This is a genomic window from Streptomyces sp. NPDC088923, from assembly GCF_044749745.1.
Classification (GTDB): Bacteria; Actinomycetota; Actinomycetes; order Streptomycetales; family Streptomycetaceae; genus Streptomyces.
On the sequence record NZ_JBIVIO010000001.1, the window covers coordinates 712742 to 731364 of the forward strand.

Below are 18623 nucleotides of genomic sequence, written 5' to 3' on the forward strand. Positions count from 1 at the left end.
CGCCCCGCGAGACCCCGCGCGTGTCCCGCGGGCCCGTACCACCGCGCGAGACCTCGCGCGCCGGGCCCGTACGGCCGCGCGCGTCGCGCGGCCCGAGGGCCCGTACCACCCAGTTCCACGCACACTCCAGTTCCACGAACACCCTGCTCACCCGACCGGTCGAGGTGTCGGTCCCTCCGGGCCGATGATCGCGACTTCTCGTCTTAACCCGGTCGCAACCACCCGCACGGTGCGGCGTACGACGATGTCGCCCACCGGCCCCTCCGTCCTTCCCGTCACCCTCCACGGCGCCGCGCCGAGCGATGGCGCGCGCCCGCGTCCCGAGGTGGATCTCCCCATGTCAGAAACCGTCCGTACCGGCCCCACGGCCGCTTCGCACGCCGACCCGGCCGCGCCCGACCCGCGCCGCTGGAAGGCTCTCGTCTTCATCGCGCTCGCCCAGCTGATGGTCGTGCTCGACGGGACGATCGTGAACATCGCGCTGCCGAGCGCGCAGCGGGACCTCGGCATCTCCGACGGCAACCGCCAGTGGGTCATCACTGCCTACGCCCTCGCCTTCGGCGGGCTGCTCCTCTTCGGCGGCCGCATAGCCGACATGTGGGGCCGCAAGCGCACCTTCATCACCGGCCTCATCGGCTTCGCCGCTGCCTCCGCGCTCGGCGGCGCCGCCAACGGCCAGGCCATGCTGCTCGGCTCCCGCGCCCTCCAGGGCATCTTCGGCGCCCTGCTCGCCCCCGCGGCGCTCTCGCTGCTCGCGGTCACCTTCACGCAGGCGAAGGAGCGCGCGAAGGCCTTCGGCATCTACGGCGCCATCGCCGGTGGCGGCGGTGCCGTCGGGCTCATCCTCGGCGGCTTCCTCACCGAGTACCTGAACTGGCGCTGGACCTTCTTCGTCAACGTGCCGTTCGCCGTCGTCGCCGCGCTCGGCGCCATCTTCGTCGTCGTCGAGCCGAAGGGGCAGCGCAACAGCGCCTCCCTCGACATCCCCGGCGTCCTGCTCTCGACGCTCGGCCTCGTCTCGCTCGTGTACGGCTTCACGCGTGCCGAGTCGGACGGCTGGAGCGACAGCATCACGATCGGCAGCTTCGTCGCGTCCGTCGTGCTGCTCGGCTCGTTCCTCCTCGTCGAGGCGCGCGTCAAGTCGCCGCTCCTCCCGCTGCGCGTCGTCGCCAACCGCACCCGGGGCGGGATCTACCTCTCGCTCGGACTCGCGATCATCGGGATGTTCGGTCTCTTCCTCTTCCTGACCTTCTACCTCCAGGTCGTGAAGGGTTACTCGCCCGTCAAGACCGGTTTCGCCTTCCTGCCCATGGTGGCGGGCATGATCACCGGCTCGACGCAGATCGGCGCCCGGCTCATGACGAAGGTCCCCGCGCGCTTCCTGATGGGCCCGGGCTTCCTCCTCGCGGCGGTCGGCATGCTGATCCTGACGCAGATGGAGGTCGGCTCGGGCTACGCGAGCCTCGTGCTCCCGGCCGAGCTGATGCTGGGCCTCGGCATGGGTACGGCCTTCATGCCGGCCATGTCGCTCGCCACGCACGGCATCCAGCCGCGTGACGCCGGCGTCGCCTCCGCGATGGTCAACACCTCGCAGCAGGTCGGCGGCGCGATCGGCACGGCGCTCCTCAACACGATCGCGGCCTCGGCCACGACCGCGTACCTCACCTCGCACGCCGGCAAGGGCGGCGACGCCCGCCTCCTCCAGGCCGAGGCCCTCGTCCACGGCTACAGCAACGCCATCTGGTGGGCCGTCGGCATCCTGGTGGTCGCCGCGACCCTCGCCTTCACCCTCGTCTCCACCGGCAACCGCAAGAGCGGCGCGGCGGCGACGAGCGGCGACGGCGAGTCGGCGGACGCCAAGTCGGCGGACGCCGAGATCGCGGACATCCCGGTCATCGCTCACTGAGCGGCTGGCCGGCTGGCCGAGCGCTGGCCGGCTGGCCGGCTGGCCGAGCGGTTGGCTGGCTGAACGGCTCGCTGGCTGAGCGGCTCACGCGAGTGGGCGGGGGGCCGGTGGGTTCCGGTACGGGGTCCGGTGCAAGGTTTCCGTACGGGGATCTGCGGCGGATCGGGCCCGGCCGGGCCTGGGCCCTTGACGGGGCTGGGACCCGTGGCGGGCTCGGACCTGTGGTGGGTCGGGGCCCGTGGCGGGCTCGGACCTGTGGTGGGTCGGGGCCCGTGGCGGGCTCGGACCCGTGGTGGGTCGGGGCCCGTGGCGGGCTCGGACCTGTGGTGAGCCGGCTTGCTGAGCCGGGCCTCCTGAGGTGACAACGCGATACGAACGGCCCGGCGGCCGGGACTACGAGCCCTTGGCCGCCGGGCCGTTGGCGTTCCTGCGGCCCGCGCCCGCGTCGTCCCCGCGCCCGCGTCGTCCCCGCGCCTGCGTCGCCTTCGCGCCCGCGTCGCCCTCGCGCCCGCGTCGCCCTCGCGCCCGCGTCGTCCCCGCGCCCGCGTCGGCTCAGCGGAGCCAGGGCAGGTCGCTGTCCGGGGCCGTGGGCTGGAGTCCGTCGGCGATCGTCCGCATGATCTCGCCCAGGGCCCGCTGCTGCTCCCCGTCGAGCCGGTCGAAGAGCGCCTTCCGTACGGCGGCGACGTGCCCGGGCGCGCTGCGCCGCAGCATTTCCGCTCCCGCCTCGGTGAGCACGGCGAACTGGCCCCGCTTGTCCCCGGGGCAGTTCTCGCGCCGTACCCACCCGTTCCGCTCCAGGCGCGCCGTCGCGTGCGAGAGCCGTGAGCGCGTGATCTTCGCCCGGCAGGCCAGCTCCGTCATCCGCAAGCGGCCGCCGGGCGCCTCGGAGAGCGTGACGAGCAGCCCGTAGTACACGTGCGGCATCCCGGCGTCGCGCTGCAGCTGCCGGTCGAGGTGATCGTCCAGCAACGTCGTCGCCTGCCGGAACGCCCGCCAGACCTCCTGCTCGGCGTCCCCCAGCCACACGGGCCCGGCGGCGGGAGCGGGCGTCTTTCCCTCGCTCATCCTTGCCTCCTCCTCGCGGTGGGCCTGGCGACCCGACGACCTTATTGAAGCTTAAACAATGTTGTCGTACTCTCGCTGAGTGAGAAGCGCTTGATGTTTCAAGCATCATGAGTCGCCTCGCGCGGGTCGCGTCACCCCCGGGCCGAGGACACGAGAAGGAAGCAGGTCCACGGATGCCGACCCCGGCCCCGCCCCCCGCCCCCGCCGCAAGCCGTATGCCCACGCTGTACCTGAGCCACGGCGCGCCGCCGCTCGCGGACGACCCGGTCTGGCCCGGCCAGCTCGCCGCCTGGTCGGCCGAGCTGCCCCGCCCCCGCGCGATCCTCATGATCTCCGCGCACTGGGAGGACGCCCCGCTCGCCCTCGGCGCCACCCGCACGCTGCCCCTCGTCTACGATTTCTGGGGCTTCCCGGAGCACTACTACGCGGTCCAGTACGCGGCCCCCGGCGCCCCGTGGCTCGCGGAAGCGGTCCGCAAACTGCTCGGCGGCGCCGGCACCCCGGTCCAGGACGTCGAGGACCGAGGCCTCGACCACGGCGCCTACGTCCCGCTCGTCGAGATGTACCCGGACGCCGACATCCCCGTGCTCCAGATCTCCCTGCCCACCCTCGAGCCCGAGCGCCTCATGGACCTCGGCCGCAGACTCGCCCCGCTGCGGGACGAGGGCGTACTCATCGTGGGCAGCGGCTTCTTCACGCACAACCTCGCCGCGCTGCGCCACGCGGGAGGTGTGCCGAGCTGGTCGACGGAGTTCGACGACTGGGGCAGGCGGGCGCTGGAGGACGGCGATATCGACTCCCTCCTCGACTTCCGCCGCACCTCCCCCGCCGGACAGCTCGCCCATCCCAGGACCGAACACTTCGCCCCCCTCTTCGTCACCCTCGGCGCCGCCGACGCCACCGGCGAACTCGACACCCGCCGCAGCGTCATTGACGGCTTCTGGCTCGGCCTCGCCAAACGCTCCCTCCAGTTCGGCTGAACTCCGGGGTCAGTTGTTCGGCAGCTGTTGGGGTCGGGCGTGAGCGGGGGTGGTCGTCCGCGTGGGCGGGGTGTGGAGCCCGGCTCCGCCTCGTCCACCGCCCCCCCCCCGCCTCGTCCTCCGTCCCCCTTGCCTCGCCCCCGGACCGCTCCAGCGCCCGCCGACCCCCGATCCGCCCCTCACCACACCGGTTCGATGAGTTCCACCGCGCGGAGGGCCGCCGCTCGTGCACGGGGGTCGGTGAGGTGCAGGGCGGGGTCGAGTGCCGTGTCGGCGAACTTCACCGCGTGTTCGTCCCCGTGGGCCGCCGCGCGGGCGAACACCTCGGCCTCGTCCAGGACTTCGGCCTCCGCCTCAAGTGCCTCCCAGGACGCGGCCCGTGCCGGGCCGTAGGCAGCCGTCACCGCCGCACTCGCCGCCCAGGCCGCCGACAGGCTCGGCGCCCAGAGCCCGGAGGGCAGTGCGGGCAGCGTGCGCAGCACGGCGTTGGGCGCCGTCGCGGCGTGCACGAGCATCACCGGCTCGCCGTGCGCGTGCGTCGCGTACCGGTGTACGGCCGCCGCGACCAGCTCGCGGAGCCGCTCCGCCGTCTCCTCGGGGCCACGGACCTCGACGGCCGGCCACACCGGGAAGGCGTCGAGCCGCGCCAGCCGTTCCCTGGTGCCCCCGCTCTGCCTCCGGATCGCCGGCACCGCCTCCAGCGCCTCGCCCGCGCTCGCGTGCGACTCCAAGGCTCGTACTCGTGGCAGCGACTGGCTGCGCGCCGCCCAGTACCCGAGCGCGTGCGCCAGCTCCGCGAGCCGTGGCAGGGCCGGGTCCCGTACCGCGGACGCCTCACCCCCGCCCACCGCACCCGCCTCCGTCGCGAGCAGCGTCCGCACGGCGTGGCCGGTCCGGATCACGGGGTGTGTCGCCCCGGCCGCGATCCCCGGCAGCAGACGCGGCCACCACGTCGCGAGCACCGTGCGCCACGGCGCCTCGGCGAGTCGTACGCCGAAATAGGTCGTCCAGTCCGCGATCCGGCGCGGATCGCCCATCGCCTCCTGCCAGTTCTCCTCGGTGACGCGCGCGTACGAGGAGGGGGCCTCCTCCAGCTTGTGCCGGTAGCGATCGACCCAGCGGTGCACCGTGCCGCCGTGCCCGCCCCGCACCAGCGCCTCGACCGCCATCGGCGCGTGGTTGCTCAGCCAGCCGTTCCGCTCCGGTCCCGTGGAATGCAACCGCTCCAGGGCCTCGTCGAGCACCCCGTCGTCTCCCCCTCGGGGGACCCGCACCGCCTTCCGTACGCCTCCTTCCGCCCGCGCGTCGACCGGTACCGCTCCCGGTCGCTCGCGGGTCCGCCGCTCCTCGGTGGTCCGCTTGTCCTGCTGCCGCTGGTGAAGGGCCCCGCGTGGGGTGTCATCGGGAGTCATGACGCCGCACGCTAGGCCGTTCAGCAGAGGAACGTAACGGACCGTAGTCCTAGTTCCCACGTCCAGTGACTTTTTTCGGGTAGACCGGAGGGACTGGGGCCAAAGGCGGGGGGCCCGCCAGGACCCGTACCGAAACCCCTGGTCAGCAGCCCGGGACCGACGGGGAACAAGCAGCCGGACCAACGAAGGAGTCTCCATGACACTCAGCCCGGAGGAGCGCCGCGCCTTTCTCGACGAGCCGCTCATCGCCACCCTCGCCGTCGCCAGGGAGGGCGAGCGCGCGCCGCTCGCCGTGCCCGTCTGGTTCTGGCAGGAGGACAACGGCGACCTGCTCTTCTTCACGGAGGCCGACTCGCTGAAGTCCCGGCTCGTCGAAGCGGCGGGCCGCTTCAGCCTGCTCGTACAGCGCACCGAACCCACGTACCGCTACGTCTCCGCCGAGGGCCCGGTCGTCTCCGCGACGCCGACGACCCCGGACGAGTCGTACACCGACGCCTCCCGCTACCTCGCCCCCGACAAGGTCGACGCCTACGTCGAGCGCACCGGCGCCACCGGCGACCCGACCGCCGGCCTCGTCACCTACCGCATGCGCCCCGAGCACTGGTTCTCCGCGGACCTCGGCTCGCTCTGACCGCGCCGCCGCCCGGACGGGGGCGCGAGGTGCGCGGCCGTCACTGAGAGCCGCGCACCGCTCCCGCCCGCGCACGGCGCACCGCGCACCGCGCTACGGCCTACGGTCCGTGGCCTACCGCCTACGGCCTACGGCCTACGGCGCGAGCTCCTTCTCGTACCACGCCACGTCCCAGTACCGCCCGAACTTCCTCCCCACCTCCGCGTACGTGCCCAGGTGCCGGAAGCCGAAGCGGCCGTGGAGCGCCTGTGAGGCCCGGTTCGGCAGGGCGATCCCGGCGTAGGCGCGGTGGACGTCCTCCCCGGCGAGATCCGCGAACAACGCGGTGTACAACAGCGTGCCCAGGCCGCGACCCCCCTCGCCGGGACGGGTGTAGACGCTGACCTCCACGGAGGTCGCATAGGCCGGCTTGGCCCGGAACGCACCGCTCGTCGCGTAACCGAGCACGTCCGCGCCCGCCGGACGGCCGGGGTCGCGGGCGACGAGCAGCCGGTGCGGGCCGCTGATCGGGTGAGCGCGGAACCACTCCAGACGCTGATCGGGAGTGAATGGAACCGTGTCGAATGTGATCGGCGTCTCTGTCACATAGTGGTTGTAGATCTCTGTGAGCTGCGGCAGATCCCCGTCCTGCCCCGCCCTGACCTGCACCTTTTCGGTGGATTCTGGCATCTTCCCTCCCCCTGTGGCGCGACAGGGTACTGCATGATCCCGAAGATTGATGTGCCCCCGGGGAATTCTGTCCTGTTTCCGGTCGTTGTTTCCCACAGATGCCGGGCACCCGCGAGGGTGAAGCACTCCGCGCGAGAGCGTGCCGAGTGCGGCATCCGACAGGGAGCACGTCCACCCACCACCGCAAGGGAGTACGCATGGCAACCCGTGCCGTCGCCCGTCGTAAGTCCGCCACCGGGAGCGGCGCCTCCCAGGCTTCGGGCTCCGGGGAGACCCGGGGTTCCAGGGGTGCCCGTTCCATGGGCGGGGAGATAGCCGACCGCGACCTGGTCGGCATGTACCTCGACGAGATAGCCCGTACGCCGCTGCTCGACGCCGCCAAGGAAGTCGAGCTCTCGCAGACCATCGAGGCGGGAGTCTTCGCGCGCCAGGTTCTCGACGGCGAGACCGACACCAAGAACGAGGCGTCCCGCGAGGAACTGGAAGAGCTCTGGGAGGCGAGCGAGCGGGCCAAGGACGTCTTCATCCGGTCCAACCTGCGACTCGTCGTCGCCGTGGCCCGGCGCTATCCGCGTGCCGGACTGCCGCTCCTCGACCTGATCCAGGAGGGGAACGCGGGCCTGGTGCGCGCGGTCGAGAAGTTCGACTACCGCAAGGGCTTCAAGTTCTCCACCTACGCGACCTGGTGGATTCGCCAGGCCATCACCCGGTCCATCGCCGACCAGTCGCGCACCATCCGACTCCCCGTCCACCTCGTGGAGGAGCTGGGCCGCATCCGCCGGGTCCAGCGCGAGTTCAACCGCGAGCACGGCCGCGACCCCGAGCACGCCGAGATCGCCGCCGAGCTGGGTTCGACGCCGGAGCGCGTCTCCGACGTCCTCGACTGGGCGCGCGACCCCGTCTCGCTCAACATGTCCGTGGACGACGAGGGCGACACCCAGTTCGGTGACCTCCTGGAGGACACCTCGGCCGTCTCGCCGGAGCAGTCCGTCATGACGCTGCTGCGCAGCGAGGAGCTGGACGAGCTGATCGGCCGGCTCGACGAGCGCACCGCCTCGATCATCAAGATGCGCTACGGCATCGATGACGGGCGCGAGCGCACCCTGACCGAGGTCGGCAAGCAGCACGGCCTCACCCGGGAGCGCATCCGCCAGATCGAGAAGCACGCCCTGCTCGAACTGAAGAAGCTGGCGCACGACACCGGCTTCGACGCGGCGGCGTAAAGGCCGCGGACCGCCGCGAGCCTCCCGCCCGCACCACTGGGCGTACCGGAAGGGCCCGAGCCGCGAGGCACGGGCCCTTCGGCGTGCCGTGGGGTACGGGCCCCTCGGTGTGTCGTGGGGCGAGTGAACGCGCACGCGCGAGGTGACGTGAGGACGCGTGCATCGGGTCGAACCTGGGCAGAAGTGGCATAGGAGATGCGTCACTTCGGGAGTAAGAAGCCGATTTTTCCTCTCATTGGTCCAGTGGAGTGAGGTCTACTGAAGCCATGCCTCAGCACGTATCGGTCATGCAGCAGGTCGGAGTGGCCGCCCTGGTAACGGCGGCGGTCGCCTGGGCCGTTGGGCTCGCCCGCGGGGCGCGCGGTGTACGTGGGGTACGTGGCACCGAGCCCGTGTCCCCGCGCGTGGCCACGACTCCGGCACCCGCCGGTGCGCGGCGCCCGCGGATACCGCGCCAGTCCGTCCCCGCCTCGGAGAGCGTCGAACTCACCCCCGCCGAACGCGCCGCCTTCGCGGGCCTCGTCCGGCGCCTCGAAGGACGCGGCTGAACGCGATCACGGGGTTGCTTGGACCGGGAGGGGGCGGGGTCGCCCGTATCGGTGGGTCGGCCGTGTCGCCGTATCGGTGGGGCGGCCTTGTCAGTGGCCGCGTTGGTGGGTAGGCCGTGTCGGTCGGCGGGTCGGCGGGTCGGCGGGTCGGCGGGTCGGCGGGTCGGCTGGGTCCGTGAGTCAGCTGCCCGTGGGGCGGTGCGTGCGTGGCTGCCTGGTCGCCGGTGCCGACTGCCCGCTCGTGCCGGTTCTCGCGCGGAGACCCCGGCCGGGTGACGGGCGGCCTTCCCGCTGTCGCGCGCCGACCTTCCCGCTTCGCCACGTGTGCCGACGGGCGCGGGTACGAGCGGGGCCGGCTCCGGACGACCGGCCCGGTCCCCCTCCCTCTCAGAGCACGCGAGCGCGGCGTTCCATCGCCTCGTGCGCCTCCCCTTCCGTCTCGTAGACCTCGCACATGTGGCGCCGGTCGGGCGTCGCCGTGTGCTCGACCTCCCACAAGGACACCTCGGTCCCGTCCAGGAGGAGGAAGGCGTGCTCGTAGAGAGCGAAGCCGATACCGGCGGCTGCCCGCAGCCCCGGGCGCGTGAACGCCTGGGTGATCTCGTGCGCGAAGGCGTTCCGCAGCAGGTCGGCGATGTCCTCGCGCGGGCAGTCCTCGTTCTCGGCCCGGCGCAGGAGCCGGCGGGCGTGGTCGGCCGAGTTGTCCGGGACGTATTCGCGGTGCGGGACCGTCTCCTCGGCGATCAGGTCGGAGGCGGACGGATCATCGATGTCGGACGACAGCGTGTTCCACTCCGTCGGGGTGAACGGGGCGCGCGACGCGGCCACCCTGGCTTCCTCGGGGTCCGCGTAGACCTCGTGGAGTATCTCGTTCCCGGGAGCGCCGCGCCGCGTGATCTCCCACAGGGTGAGATCGCTGCCGTCGGGCAGCAACCAGCAGTGGCGGTAGGTCTCCTGGTGCAGCGTGGCGCTGTGGTGCGCCGAGTGCAGGGAGGTGTCGTGGGCGAGTGCGGAGTCGAGCCGAGCGAGGATCTCGTCGGGCAGTTCGAATGAGTTGAGGGCGCGTCCAAGCAGTCGCATGAGGGGGTTCTCCGGCGACTCAGGTGTCTCGTACGGAACGCTCAAGGCATCTCCCGGCGTTGCTGCATGTCACCTCGTGGGTGCATACCGTAGCCCTATGGTTGGACATCATGTCCGGGAATCGTGAAAACGAACGAAGCTCGCGGGTGGTTCCCGCACATGCCCTCGTCGTATGCCCCGAATCCGGAAGCGACGCTCGGAAGGTAGCGCCAACTGCCACCGAGGCGGAAGACGGCACGCTTGTACGGAAACTGACGCCTCGTCCACCCAAAGGGTTGCCCTCCACCGCTCAAACCCGGCTGGCCATCCCGAGTCCGCCGGAGCCCGCTGCCGCCGGGTCCCGCCCGGACCCGGGCCCCGTCCCTGACAGCCCCGCGGCCCCGCCTTCCACGTACGTCGGCGTGTCGCCCCGAAGCCCACTGCGCCGGTGGCCGGCGGAGGCGCCGGAGCCGCACGGCATCCAGGGTGGTGCGGATGCGCGCCAGGGGCGCCAGGGCGGGCCCGGGGGGTGCCACAGCGGGCGCGAGCGCCCCCATCGAGGCCCACCCACACCTCCATACCGCGTTCCACGCGGCCCGCCCGGCGGCACGCGTCCCCGGGCCGCCACCCGCGCGCCCACTCCACTCCGGCCCGTACCGCTCGCCCGCCGGGGAACCGGAGCGCGGACGTACGCTGGAGGAATGAGCGAGACCCCCGAGCCGACGGCCGGCCCTTCCCAGCAGCCCCTGCCCGGCTCGGCGGAGGCCCAGACGCCCGGCGAGGCGGGGGCCGGTGCGCCCGGCCCGGCGGAGGCTGGAGTTCCCGGCCCGGCGGAGACCAGTGCGCCCGCCCCGGCGGAGACCGGTGCGCCCGGCCCGGCGGGGGCCGGGATACCCGGCCCGGCGGAGGCCGAGGCACCCCAGGGCGCCCCGACCCCGGGCGAAGCCGCTGCGCCCGCCCCGGCGGCGGGCACGGAAGCCGTGGCCGCCCCCGCTGAGGAGGTGGAGGCCGCTCGCCTGCGGCGGGCCAAGGCGCGCCTGGTCTTCGACGATCCGCTCTACGGGCGGGGCCGCGACGACTCCGACCGGGGCTGGGGCGACCGCCCGGTCCCGCGCGGTGGCTCGGCGGCCGACCTGGCCCGCTTCCTCGACGAGAAGCCCCCGCACCACATCTGACCGAAGGCGGTCCCAGGAGCCCCACGCGCCCAGCCGGACATGGCCCAGCCGGACGTGGCTCAGCCCTTCGTGGGCCCCCGGTTTCCTGTCGGGCCCTCCGGTGAACCCGGCCCCTCCGGCGGCTGCCACGCGGTCGCTCCGGGCGCCGCCGGGCCGTTCGGCGCGGCCTCGCCGCGCGCGATCCGGGCGGCGACGAGCTCGTCCCTGATGTCCTTCAGCACGTCCAGCTCCGAGGCCGGCACCTCGGGGGCGCCGTACTTCGCCTCGCGACGGGCCGCCAGCCGGGACAGGTAGCGCGACATCGGCAGGACCATCAGGAAGTACACGACAGCTGCCGTGATGAGGAAGGTGAGGGCCGCGCTGAGGACCGTGCCCCACATGATCTGGATACCCTCGGCCTCCTTGCCCCCGCTCGCGGGGCGGCAGGGACTTTGCAGGCAGTAGCTGTACTTGTCCAGGTCCTGTGTCCCGAAGGCGCCGACCAACGGGTTGATGACGCCCTTGACCACCGCGTTGACGATGTTCGTGAAGGCGGCCCCGATGACCACGGCGACCGCGAGGTCGATGACATTGCCGCGCATGAGGAAGGACTTGAAGCCTTCCCACACACCAGGCTTGCTGTTCTCGCTCACCCAAGGACCTTTCCGTATGCGTATGTTGTGCGGTGCAAACAGTCCCGCAACCTACGACATCCGTCCCGGCCCCTGTCCAATTGGCCCCCTCTATCGAGGGACTTGACACGGCCCGGCCCGCTGTCCCGCGTACGGACCCGAAGCCCGGAGCCGACTTCTCCCCGGCTCTCCGGGGCAATACCCTCGCCACCATCTGCGGCAGGTTCCTCAGCATGCGACCACCGCCAGCGCGGAGGTCGCGGATGCCGCGGCGAGGTCCACTGCCGAGGCGCGCGGCACCGTGAGCACGATGACGGAGCCGGAATCCGTCGCGTCCCAGCGCGTTTCCGCGTCGGCCTCCGGCCAAACCTCCGCCCTCGCCCCCGCCCCCGCGCTCGCGGGAGACGGAGCCGGGAGGGACGCCGTCGTCTCCCCGGACGGCGAAGGCGCGGAGCCCGGCGGGCGCGGAAGCGCGACGACCCGCGCCCCGGTCACCACGACGCGCGCCGTGCGCGGGCCCGTGCCGCTCACCGCGATCACGTCCACCCGGTCGCCGGGCCGCACCAGTCGCAGACCTGCGGGATCCGCGATCCGCACCGCCGTGCGTACGGAACGCTGCTCGGGCGGGGGGCGCGTCCCGGCGGCATGAGCTCCGGCGGCCTGCGTTTCAGCGGCTCGCGTTCCGGCGCGCCCCGGCCCGGAGGCGCCCTTCGCCGACGGAGCACCGGCCTCCGGTGAAGGTACGGCGACGAGGAGCGCGCCGCAGAGCGCCAGGAGCGCGAGGGCCAGGCCTCGGCTCGAAAGGCGCCCTGGCCACAGTCGGCCCAGTCCCGCACGGCGGACGGGCAGCGGCGGGAAGAGCGGGACCGTACCGGTCGGCGGTACTTCGCGCCCCGGCGGCCCCGTCCCCGTACCCCCGCCGGACCGGGCGCCGTCCCGCCCATTGCCGGGGATGCCGTGCCCCGCGAATTCGTTCCCCGTGAGGCCGTGATCCGTGAGGCCGTGATCCGTGAGGCCGTGACCCGTGAGGCCTAGATCCGTGGGGTCGTGATCCGTGAGGCCGTACGCCGGGGGTTCGTGCCCTCGGAGCTCCTGCTTGGTGGAGGCGTGTCCGAGGGCCTCGTGCCTTGAGGGCTCGTACCCGAGGGGATCGGGTCCGTGCGGAGCCCGCGCGGGCTCGCGCGACAGAGAAGAAGAGAGGGAGGAAAGGGGCGTGGAAGGCGTGTGTGTCATGACGGGCGGTCCGTTCGTACCGAGGGATGGGCCCGGTGGTGGCACGGGACGCGCCACCACCGCGTCCGTCACGTGGCCGGCCGAGCACCGGTACGAAGCGGACATGCACACCCTGCCCGAGCGGACTGACACTCGATGAACGCCTGTGGATAACTCAGGACTTGCCGAGATATCCACAACCCGAACGAGTGATCGCTTTCTCTCCGGCTCGACACGGACCGCCCGAGGTGTTCTACGGTTACGGCAACGCGAACCCGGGGTCCCATCCCCCGAGGGCCTTCGTGCACAGGCAGGCCCGGTCCTCCGTAGCCGGAAGATCTGCCACGACGTCGAAAAGGACCGTCCGCAGTCGGTCGACGTTCGCCGCGAAGACCTCCAGCACATCCTGGTGCGAGACACCCTCCCCTGTCTCGGTGCCCGCGTCCAGGTCGGTGACCAGCGTCAACGAGGTGTAGCAGAGCTCCAGTTCACGAGCGAGCATCGCCTCCGGATGCCCGGTCATCCCGACCACCGACCAGCCCTGCGCCGCGTGCCAGCGTGATTCGGCACGGGTGGAGAACCGCGGACCCTCCACCACGACGAGCGTTCCGCCGTCCACCACGTCCCAGTCGTGCCGCCTGGCCGTGGTGAGGGCGACGGACCGGCCCGTCGGGCAGTACGGATCGGCGGGGGAGACGTGGACGACGTTCGGCACGGCGCCGTCCGGACGTGGCTCGCCGTCGAAGTAGGTCTGGGCCCGGCCCTTCGTACGGTCGACGAACTGGTCGGGAACGAGCAGGGTGCCAGGACCGTACTCGGGCCTGAGCCCACCCACCGCACAGGGCCCGAGTACCTGCCGCACGCCGACCGAGCGCAGGGCCCAGAGGTTGGCGCGGTAGTTGATGCGGTGGGGCGGCAGGTGGTGGTCGCGCCCGTGCCGGGGCACGAACGCGACCTGCCGGCCCGCCACCTCGCCGAGGAAGAGGGAGTCACTCGGCGGCCCGTACGGAGTCTCGACCGAGACTTCCGTGACGTCTTCGAGAAAGGAGTAGAAGCCTGAACCGCCGATGACCCCGATATCGGCCCGGGGCCCCGAGGGGCCCGCGGCACCGGGCACAGCGGGGCTGGTGGAGGTGGTGTTCGACATGGCGGCACATTATCGGGACACCACCAGGAACACGTCCGGGCCCCGCCCCTCCGGCGGAGCGGAGGAACAGGGCCCGGACGAGGAAGCGGATGGTCCGTCGCCGTCACTGCGGGGCCGACTCAGGATGGGAGGAGTCGGCGATCCCGGCCGAGGCCGGAGGCCGCGCGCACGCGCGAGCTACAGGTGACGGACCTGTCCGCGACCCGGGACGCAGCCCTGCCCCGGTGTGGGAACAACCGTGCCCAGGGGCTGGGGGCCGGCCTGCACACGGCGCGGGAGGCGACAGATCCACCGTGCGGGAACCGCCAGGTCCACCGTGCGGGAACCGCCAGGTCCACCGTGCGGGGACCGGCAGCTCCACTGTGCGGGAACCAGCAAGTCCACCGTTCGGAGACCAGCGCGTCCGCGCCACGGGGGCAAGGCCCGTCCGTGGCAGCGGACCGCGGGGCAGGTCTCAGGCGGCGGGCGCCGGCGAGGTGCTGCTGGAGGAGCTGCTGCTCGACGAGCTGGAGCCGGCGTCCGACTTCTTCTCCGCCGCGGGCTTCGCGGAGGCGTCTGAGCCGGTCGAGGTCTGGGGCTTGGCCGCGGGGGAGCTGCTGCTCGACGCGCCCCGGCTGTCGTTGCGGTAGAAGCCCGAGCCCTTGAAGACGATGCCGACAGCGGAGAAGACCTTCTTCAGGCGGCCCCCGCAGTTCGGGCACTCGGTGAGTGAGTCGTCCGAGAACTTCTGGACGGCCTCCAGGCCCTCACCGCACTCGGTGCACTGGTACTGGTACGTCGGCACTTGCTTCCTCCTGGCACTCTGACTCGATGAGTGCTAACGACACTCCATAGTGACGTATTCCGCGCCGTCAGTCCACTGCCGACGAGCCCCGGTGACCGATCACACGCCTGGCGCGGGCTCCTCGGCGGCCCCGGCCGGGGCCTTGGCGGCGGTCGGTACGAGTCGCCCGCGCAGGAGTGCCAGCGTGAGGAGGGCGGCCAGTGTGCCGAGTGCGGGGACCAGGAAACCGGCCTGTGAACCGTGCGCATCCGCGAGCCTCCCCGCGGCCGTCACCGCCGCCGCCTGCCCCAACGCCACCGCGCCGGTGAGCCAGGTGAACGCCTCGGTCCTGGCCCGGACCGGGACCAGCGCGTCGACCAGGGTGTACCCGGTCACCAGGGAGGGCGCGACGCAGAGCCCCGTCAGGAATCCGACCACGGCGAAGAGAGGAACGGAGTGCACGGCCCACAGGGTCGAGGCCACGACGGCGAGCGCCGTGTAACCCACGAGCAGTCGGCCGTGCGCGGGCCGCTTCCAGGCGATGGCGCCCACGGCGGCGCCCGAGAGCATGTTCCCGCAGGCGAAGATCCCGTAGAGGAGGCCGTTGACGCCGGAGTGACCCGACTCCTCGGCGAAGGCCGTGAGAGACACCTGCATACCGCCGAAGACCACCCCGATCCCGAGGAAGGCCACCACCAGCACTCGGACGCCCGGCACCCGCAGAGCCGAGGACGGTCCGGCCGTCCCCGTGCGGCCCGTGCCCGATTGGCTTGGGGCCGCCCCGCCGGGTTCCGTTTCACGGCCCGGTCCGGTGGCGGGCTTGTGGTGCCCGCCGCTCGGCAGGCCCGCGCGCTGGGCGGCGAAGAGCAGGCCGCCGACGAGGGTGAGTGTGGCCTCGGCGGCGAGACCGGCGACAGGGTGCACACCGGTGCACAGCGCGGTGGCGAGGACCGGTCCGATGACGAACGTGAACTCGTCGGTGACCGATTCGAAGGCGGCGGCCGTGGGGAGGAGCGGGCTGCCTGCCAGCTTGCCCGCCCAGCGCGCCCGCACCATCGGGCCGACCTGCGGCACCGACGCGCCGGACGGTACGGCCAGCAGGAACAGGGCCCACAGCGGGGCGTCGGCGAGAGCGAGGGTGGCCAGCGCGGCGACCGAGACGGCATGCAGGAGAACGCCCGGGACGAGCACGGCGCGTTGTCCGTGGCGGTCCGCGAGCCGGCCGTTCTGCGGGGCGAAGAGGGCCATCGAGACGCCGGTGACGGCGGCGACGGCGCCCGCGGTGCCGTAGGAACCGGTGGTGTGTTCCACGAGCATGACCATGCCCATGGTCAGCATTCCGAAGGGCTGCCGGGCGGCGAAGCCCGAGAGGAGGAAACCGGCGACGCCGGGGGTGCGCAGGAGCTGTCCGTAGCCGGGGCGGCGCGGGGGTGCGCTCTTGGGGGAGCCGGGGCCGGACGAGGAGGCGACCGTGGTTGCCACGGCGCACACCTTTCTGCCGCCTGGTAGCGCCTCGACGGGGAGGCACCGAGAGCTGTCCACTCGCGCGGGACTGCGGTAGATACCAGCGCCCGGGAGGGCGTCACGGCCGCCATACGGTCGCGCCAGCTCTGCGTCAGGCAGAGTTGGTCGGTCAGTGATGCGCACCCATCGTATGACGGGCGCGGGCCCCGGCGCGCCCTCGCCGCCGGGGCCTCGCACCAGCGACGAGCGACGGTAGCGGCAGCTCAGGCCGGGTCCCGCTCCTCGTCCGGCTCCCCGATCCCGGCCCCTTCGGCCTGGTGTTCCTCGGCCGGGCGGAGGTCCTCCGGCGTGCGGTGCTCGGCGTCGGACGCGTCGCGGGCCGCCTGCTCGCGCGCCCTGTCGCGTACCGAGGAGGCGGGCGGCAGCGGTGGCACGGAGCCGTTGCCGCGCCGCTCGGCGGCCGGAGCCTCCCGCTCCTCGGGCACGAAGGCATCGCCCGAGCGGCCTGCACCGCCCGAGCCCGTACCGGCCGCGCCGCCAAAGCCCGTACCGGCCGCACCGCCGGCACCCGGACCACCCGCACCCGAGCTGCCCGTTACGCCTGAACCCGTCCTGCCACCACTGCCAGTACCCAGGCCGTCCGCCCCCGAGCTGCGCTGACCGAACCGGCCCGTCCCGGAGCCGTCCACCCGCGAGCCGTCCGCCCCGGAGCCACCCGTGCCCGCCCCGCTCGCCGCGCCCGACTCTCCGTACTCCGGGCGGATCTTCCCGTTCTCGCCGCGCCCGCTTACGTCCGCGGACCGGCTGAATCGGAGGCGGCCCAACGCACGGCCCCCAGTCTGTCCGGCTCCCTGCTCCCGCGGGGCCGCCCCCCTCCCGGCCGCGCCGGACCGCCCGGCACCGGCACCGGCACGCGCCGCTCCCGCCCCGGACCGCCCCGCACCAGCCCCGGCACGCCCCGCACCCACTCGACCCGAGCCCGAGCCCGCACCCGCTCGACCCGAGCCCGCACCCGCTCGACCCGAGCCCGCACCCGCTCGACCCGAGCCCGAGCCCGCACGCGACCGTCCCGAGCCCGCGCCCGCCCCCATCCGTCCCGCGCCGGCCACCGCGCCCGTCACCGCGCCGGAGGTCGCGCCCGAAGTCGGGCCCCCAGGCTCCTCGGCTCCCAGCCAGCCCGCGAGCTTGCCGCCGTGGGCGACGGCGCGGAGGCGGTCCTCCGCGGCCTCGCGGACGGGGTCGGTGGCGACGACGAGGAGTTCGTCGCCGCGGTGCAGGGTCGTGGTCGGGGTGGGGACGAAACTCGTGCCCTCGCGGACGACGAGCGTGACGGCAGAGCCCTTCGGCAGTCGCAGTTCGCTCACCTCCACGCCGTGCATCCGCGAGTCGCCGGGGACCGCGACCGACAGGAGGTGGCCGCGCAGGCGCTCCAGCGGCGCGGACTCCACGCCGAGGTCCGCGGTCTCGGCGCGGTTGCCGAGGCCCAGGCGGCGGGCGAGCCAGGGCAGGGTCGGGCCCTGGACGAGGGTGTAGACGACGACGAGGACGAAGACGATGTTGAAGATGTGCTGGCTGTCCTCGATCCCGCCCACCATGGGGATCGTCGCCAGGATGATCGGCACCGCGCCGCGCAGTCCCGCCCACGACATGAGCGCCTGTTCCCGCCAGGGCAGCCGGAAGGGCAGCAGGCTCAGCAGGACCGAGGCCGGGCGGGCGAGCGCGGTCAGGACGAGGCCGATGAGGAGGGCGGGAACCATGTCCGCGGCGAGTTCGTGCGGCGTGACGAGCAGCCCGAGCAGGACGAACATGCCGATCTGCGCGATCCAGCCGAGGCCCTCGGCGAAGCCCCTGGTCGCGGGCCAGTGCGGCAGCTTGGCGTTGCCGAGCACCATCGAGGCGAGGTAGACCGCGAGGAAGCCGCTGCCGTGGACGAGGGCGCCCGAGGCGTAGGCGGTGACGGCGATCGCCATGACCGCGATCGGGTAGAGCCCCGAGGCGGGCAGTGCGACGTGGCGCAGCCCGTACGCGCCGAGCCAGCCCACCGCGAGGCCCACCGCGGCCCCGATGGCCAGTTCGAGCGCGATCTCGCCGAGCAGCACGTACCAGTGCTCGACCGGGCCCGCCGTGGAGAAGGCCACGACGAGGATGACGACGGGCGCGTCGTTGAAGCCCGACTCCGCCTCCAGCGTGCCCGTGATGCGGGAGGGTAGCGGCACCTTGCGCAGCACCGAGAAGACCGCCGCCGCGTCCGTCGAGGAGACCACCGCGCCGATGATCAGCGCGGGCCGCCAGTCGAGACCCACCACGTAGTGCGCCCCGAGCGCCGTGATCCCGACGCTGATCCCGACACCCACCGTGGAGAGCGCCGCCGCCGCGGGCAGCGCCGGGCGGACCTCTTTCCACTTCGTGCCGAGCCCGCCCTCGGTGAGGATCACCACAAGGGCCGCGTAGCCGATGACCTGGGTGAGCCGGACGTCGTCGAAGGACACGTTGCCGAGTCCGTCGGTGCCCATGACGACACCGATGCCGAGATAGACGAGCAGGCTCGGCAGGCCGCTGCGCGAGGAGAGGCGCACGGCCGCGACGGCGACGAGGAGGACGACGGCGGAGACGAGCAGGAGCTGGTTGAGGTGGTCGACAGTCAGGGGCCGGTTCCTTTCCGCGGGGGCGGGAACCCGCGTCCACCGGGGGCGGACGGGGAGGAGGTGCCGGCAAGGGGTACGAGCCGGGCGGAGGGGGCGACTCCGGAACAGAG

General features: G+C 72.9%; 16 protein-coding genes. 6 read left to right on the forward strand and 10 right to left on the reverse strand.

Annotation, left to right across the window (positions count from 1 at the left end; all coding sequences use genetic code 11):
* The first annotated feature begins 337 nt into the window (after window positions 1-337).
* Window positions 338-1906, forward strand: a complete 1569-nt coding sequence (locus tag ACIP4O_RS03345) for an MFS transporter (protein WP_401570932.1) — start codon at window positions 338-340, stop codon at window positions 1904-1906.
* 552 nt (window positions 1907-2458) lie between these two features.
* Here the strand turns inward: ACIP4O_RS03345 and ACIP4O_RS03350 are convergent.
* Window positions 2459-2974, reverse strand: a complete 516-nt coding sequence (locus ACIP4O_RS03350) for a MarR family winged helix-turn-helix transcriptional regulator (RefSeq protein WP_401570934.1) — start codon at window positions 2972-2974, stop codon at window positions 2459-2461.
* A 215-nt stretch (window positions 2975-3189) separates the two neighbouring features.
* Between ACIP4O_RS03350 and ACIP4O_RS03355 the strand changes: the two genes are divergently transcribed.
* On the forward strand, window positions 3190-3954 hold the full coding sequence (locus ACIP4O_RS03355; protein WP_401570937.1) for a dioxygenase: 765 nt from the start codon (window positions 3190-3192) through the stop codon (window positions 3952-3954).
* A gap of 179 nt (window positions 3955-4133) precedes the next feature.
* On the opposite strand, the gene ACIP4O_RS03360 is transcribed toward ACIP4O_RS03355, so the two are convergent.
* Window positions 4134-5198: a questin oxidase family protein gene (locus ACIP4O_RS03360; RefSeq protein WP_401573794.1), complete on the reverse strand. Its 1065-nt coding sequence runs from the start codon at window positions 5196-5198 to the stop codon at window positions 4134-4136.
* Window positions 5199-5562: 364 nt separating this feature from the next.
* Between ACIP4O_RS03360 and ACIP4O_RS03365 the strand changes: the two genes are divergently transcribed.
* Window positions 5563-5997, forward strand: coding sequence for a pyridoxamine 5'-phosphate oxidase family protein (locus tag ACIP4O_RS03365; RefSeq protein WP_401570940.1), 435 nt, complete (start codon window positions 5563-5565; stop codon window positions 5995-5997).
* A gap of 135 nt (window positions 5998-6132) precedes the next feature.
* On the opposite strand, the gene ACIP4O_RS03370 is transcribed toward ACIP4O_RS03365, so the two are convergent.
* Entirely contained in the window at window positions 6133-6666 is a 534-nt protein-coding gene (locus ACIP4O_RS03370; RefSeq protein ID WP_401570943.1) for a GNAT family N-acetyltransferase, read from the reverse strand.
* A gap of 197 nt (window positions 6667-6863) precedes the next feature.
* On the opposite strand from ACIP4O_RS03370, the gene ACIP4O_RS03375 reads away from it, so the two are divergent.
* Both ACIP4O_RS03375 and ACIP4O_RS03380 read left to right on the forward strand, forming a co-directional pair.
* Window positions 6864-7889, forward strand: coding sequence for an RNA polymerase sigma factor RpoD/SigA (locus ACIP4O_RS03375; RefSeq protein WP_401570945.1), 1026 nt, complete (start codon window positions 6864-6866; stop codon window positions 7887-7889).
* Window positions 7890-8155: 266 nt separating this feature from the next.
* Window positions 8156-8437 (forward strand): hypothetical protein, encoded by a 282-nt coding sequence (locus tag ACIP4O_RS03380; RefSeq protein ID WP_401570948.1) that lies wholly within the window; start codon window positions 8156-8158, stop codon window positions 8435-8437.
* A 387-nt stretch (window positions 8438-8824) separates the two neighbouring features.
* Here ACIP4O_RS03380 and ACIP4O_RS03385 read toward each other — a convergent pair whose 3' ends face one another.
* A complete protein-coding gene (locus tag ACIP4O_RS03385) occupies window positions 8825-9562 on the reverse strand; it encodes a DUF6227 family protein (protein WP_401570950.1) in 738 nt (245 codons plus the stop codon).
* A 635-nt stretch (window positions 9563-10197) separates the two neighbouring features.
* Between ACIP4O_RS03385 and ACIP4O_RS03390 the strand changes: the two genes are divergently transcribed.
* Entirely contained in the window at window positions 10198-10671 is a 474-nt protein-coding gene (locus ACIP4O_RS03390; protein WP_401570953.1) for a hypothetical protein, read from the forward strand.
* Between the two features lie 59 nt (window positions 10672-10730).
* On the opposite strand, the gene mscL is transcribed toward ACIP4O_RS03390, so the two are convergent.
* From mscL to ACIP4O_RS03420, 6 genes are all read right to left on the reverse strand, one after another.
* Complete coding sequence (gene mscL, locus ACIP4O_RS03395; protein WP_401570955.1) at window positions 10731-11303, reverse strand: large conductance mechanosensitive channel protein MscL; 573 nt, start codon at window positions 11301-11303, stop codon at window positions 10731-10733.
* A gap of 207 nt (window positions 11304-11510) precedes the next feature.
* The gene (locus tag ACIP4O_RS03400; protein ID WP_401570958.1) at window positions 11511-11879 is read right to left on the reverse strand and encodes a hypothetical protein; all 369 of its coding nucleotides are present in this window, start codon (window positions 11877-11879) and stop codon (window positions 11511-11513) included.
* Window positions 11880-12753: 874 nt separating this feature from the next.
* Window positions 12754-13641, reverse strand: a complete 888-nt coding sequence (locus tag ACIP4O_RS03405; RefSeq protein ID WP_361320009.1) for an S-methyl-5'-thioadenosine phosphorylase — start codon at window positions 13639-13641, stop codon at window positions 12754-12756.
* Between the two features lie 454 nt (window positions 13642-14095).
* Window positions 14096-14425 carry an FmdB family zinc ribbon protein gene (locus tag ACIP4O_RS03410; RefSeq protein ID WP_401570961.1) on the reverse strand — a complete coding sequence of 110 codons (330 nt, stop codon included), beginning with the start codon at window positions 14423-14425 and terminating at the stop codon, window positions 14096-14098.
* A 99-nt stretch (window positions 14426-14524) separates the two neighbouring features.
* The gene (locus ACIP4O_RS03415) at window positions 14525-15886 is read right to left on the reverse strand and encodes an MFS transporter (protein ID WP_401570963.1); all 1362 of its coding nucleotides are present in this window, start codon (window positions 15884-15886) and stop codon (window positions 14525-14527) included.
* Window positions 15887-16131: 245 nt separating this feature from the next.
* Window positions 16132-18513, reverse strand: a complete 2382-nt coding sequence (locus ACIP4O_RS03420; protein ID WP_401573796.1) for a potassium/proton antiporter — start codon at window positions 18511-18513, stop codon at window positions 16132-16134.
* Window positions 18514-18623 lie beyond the last annotated feature (110 nt).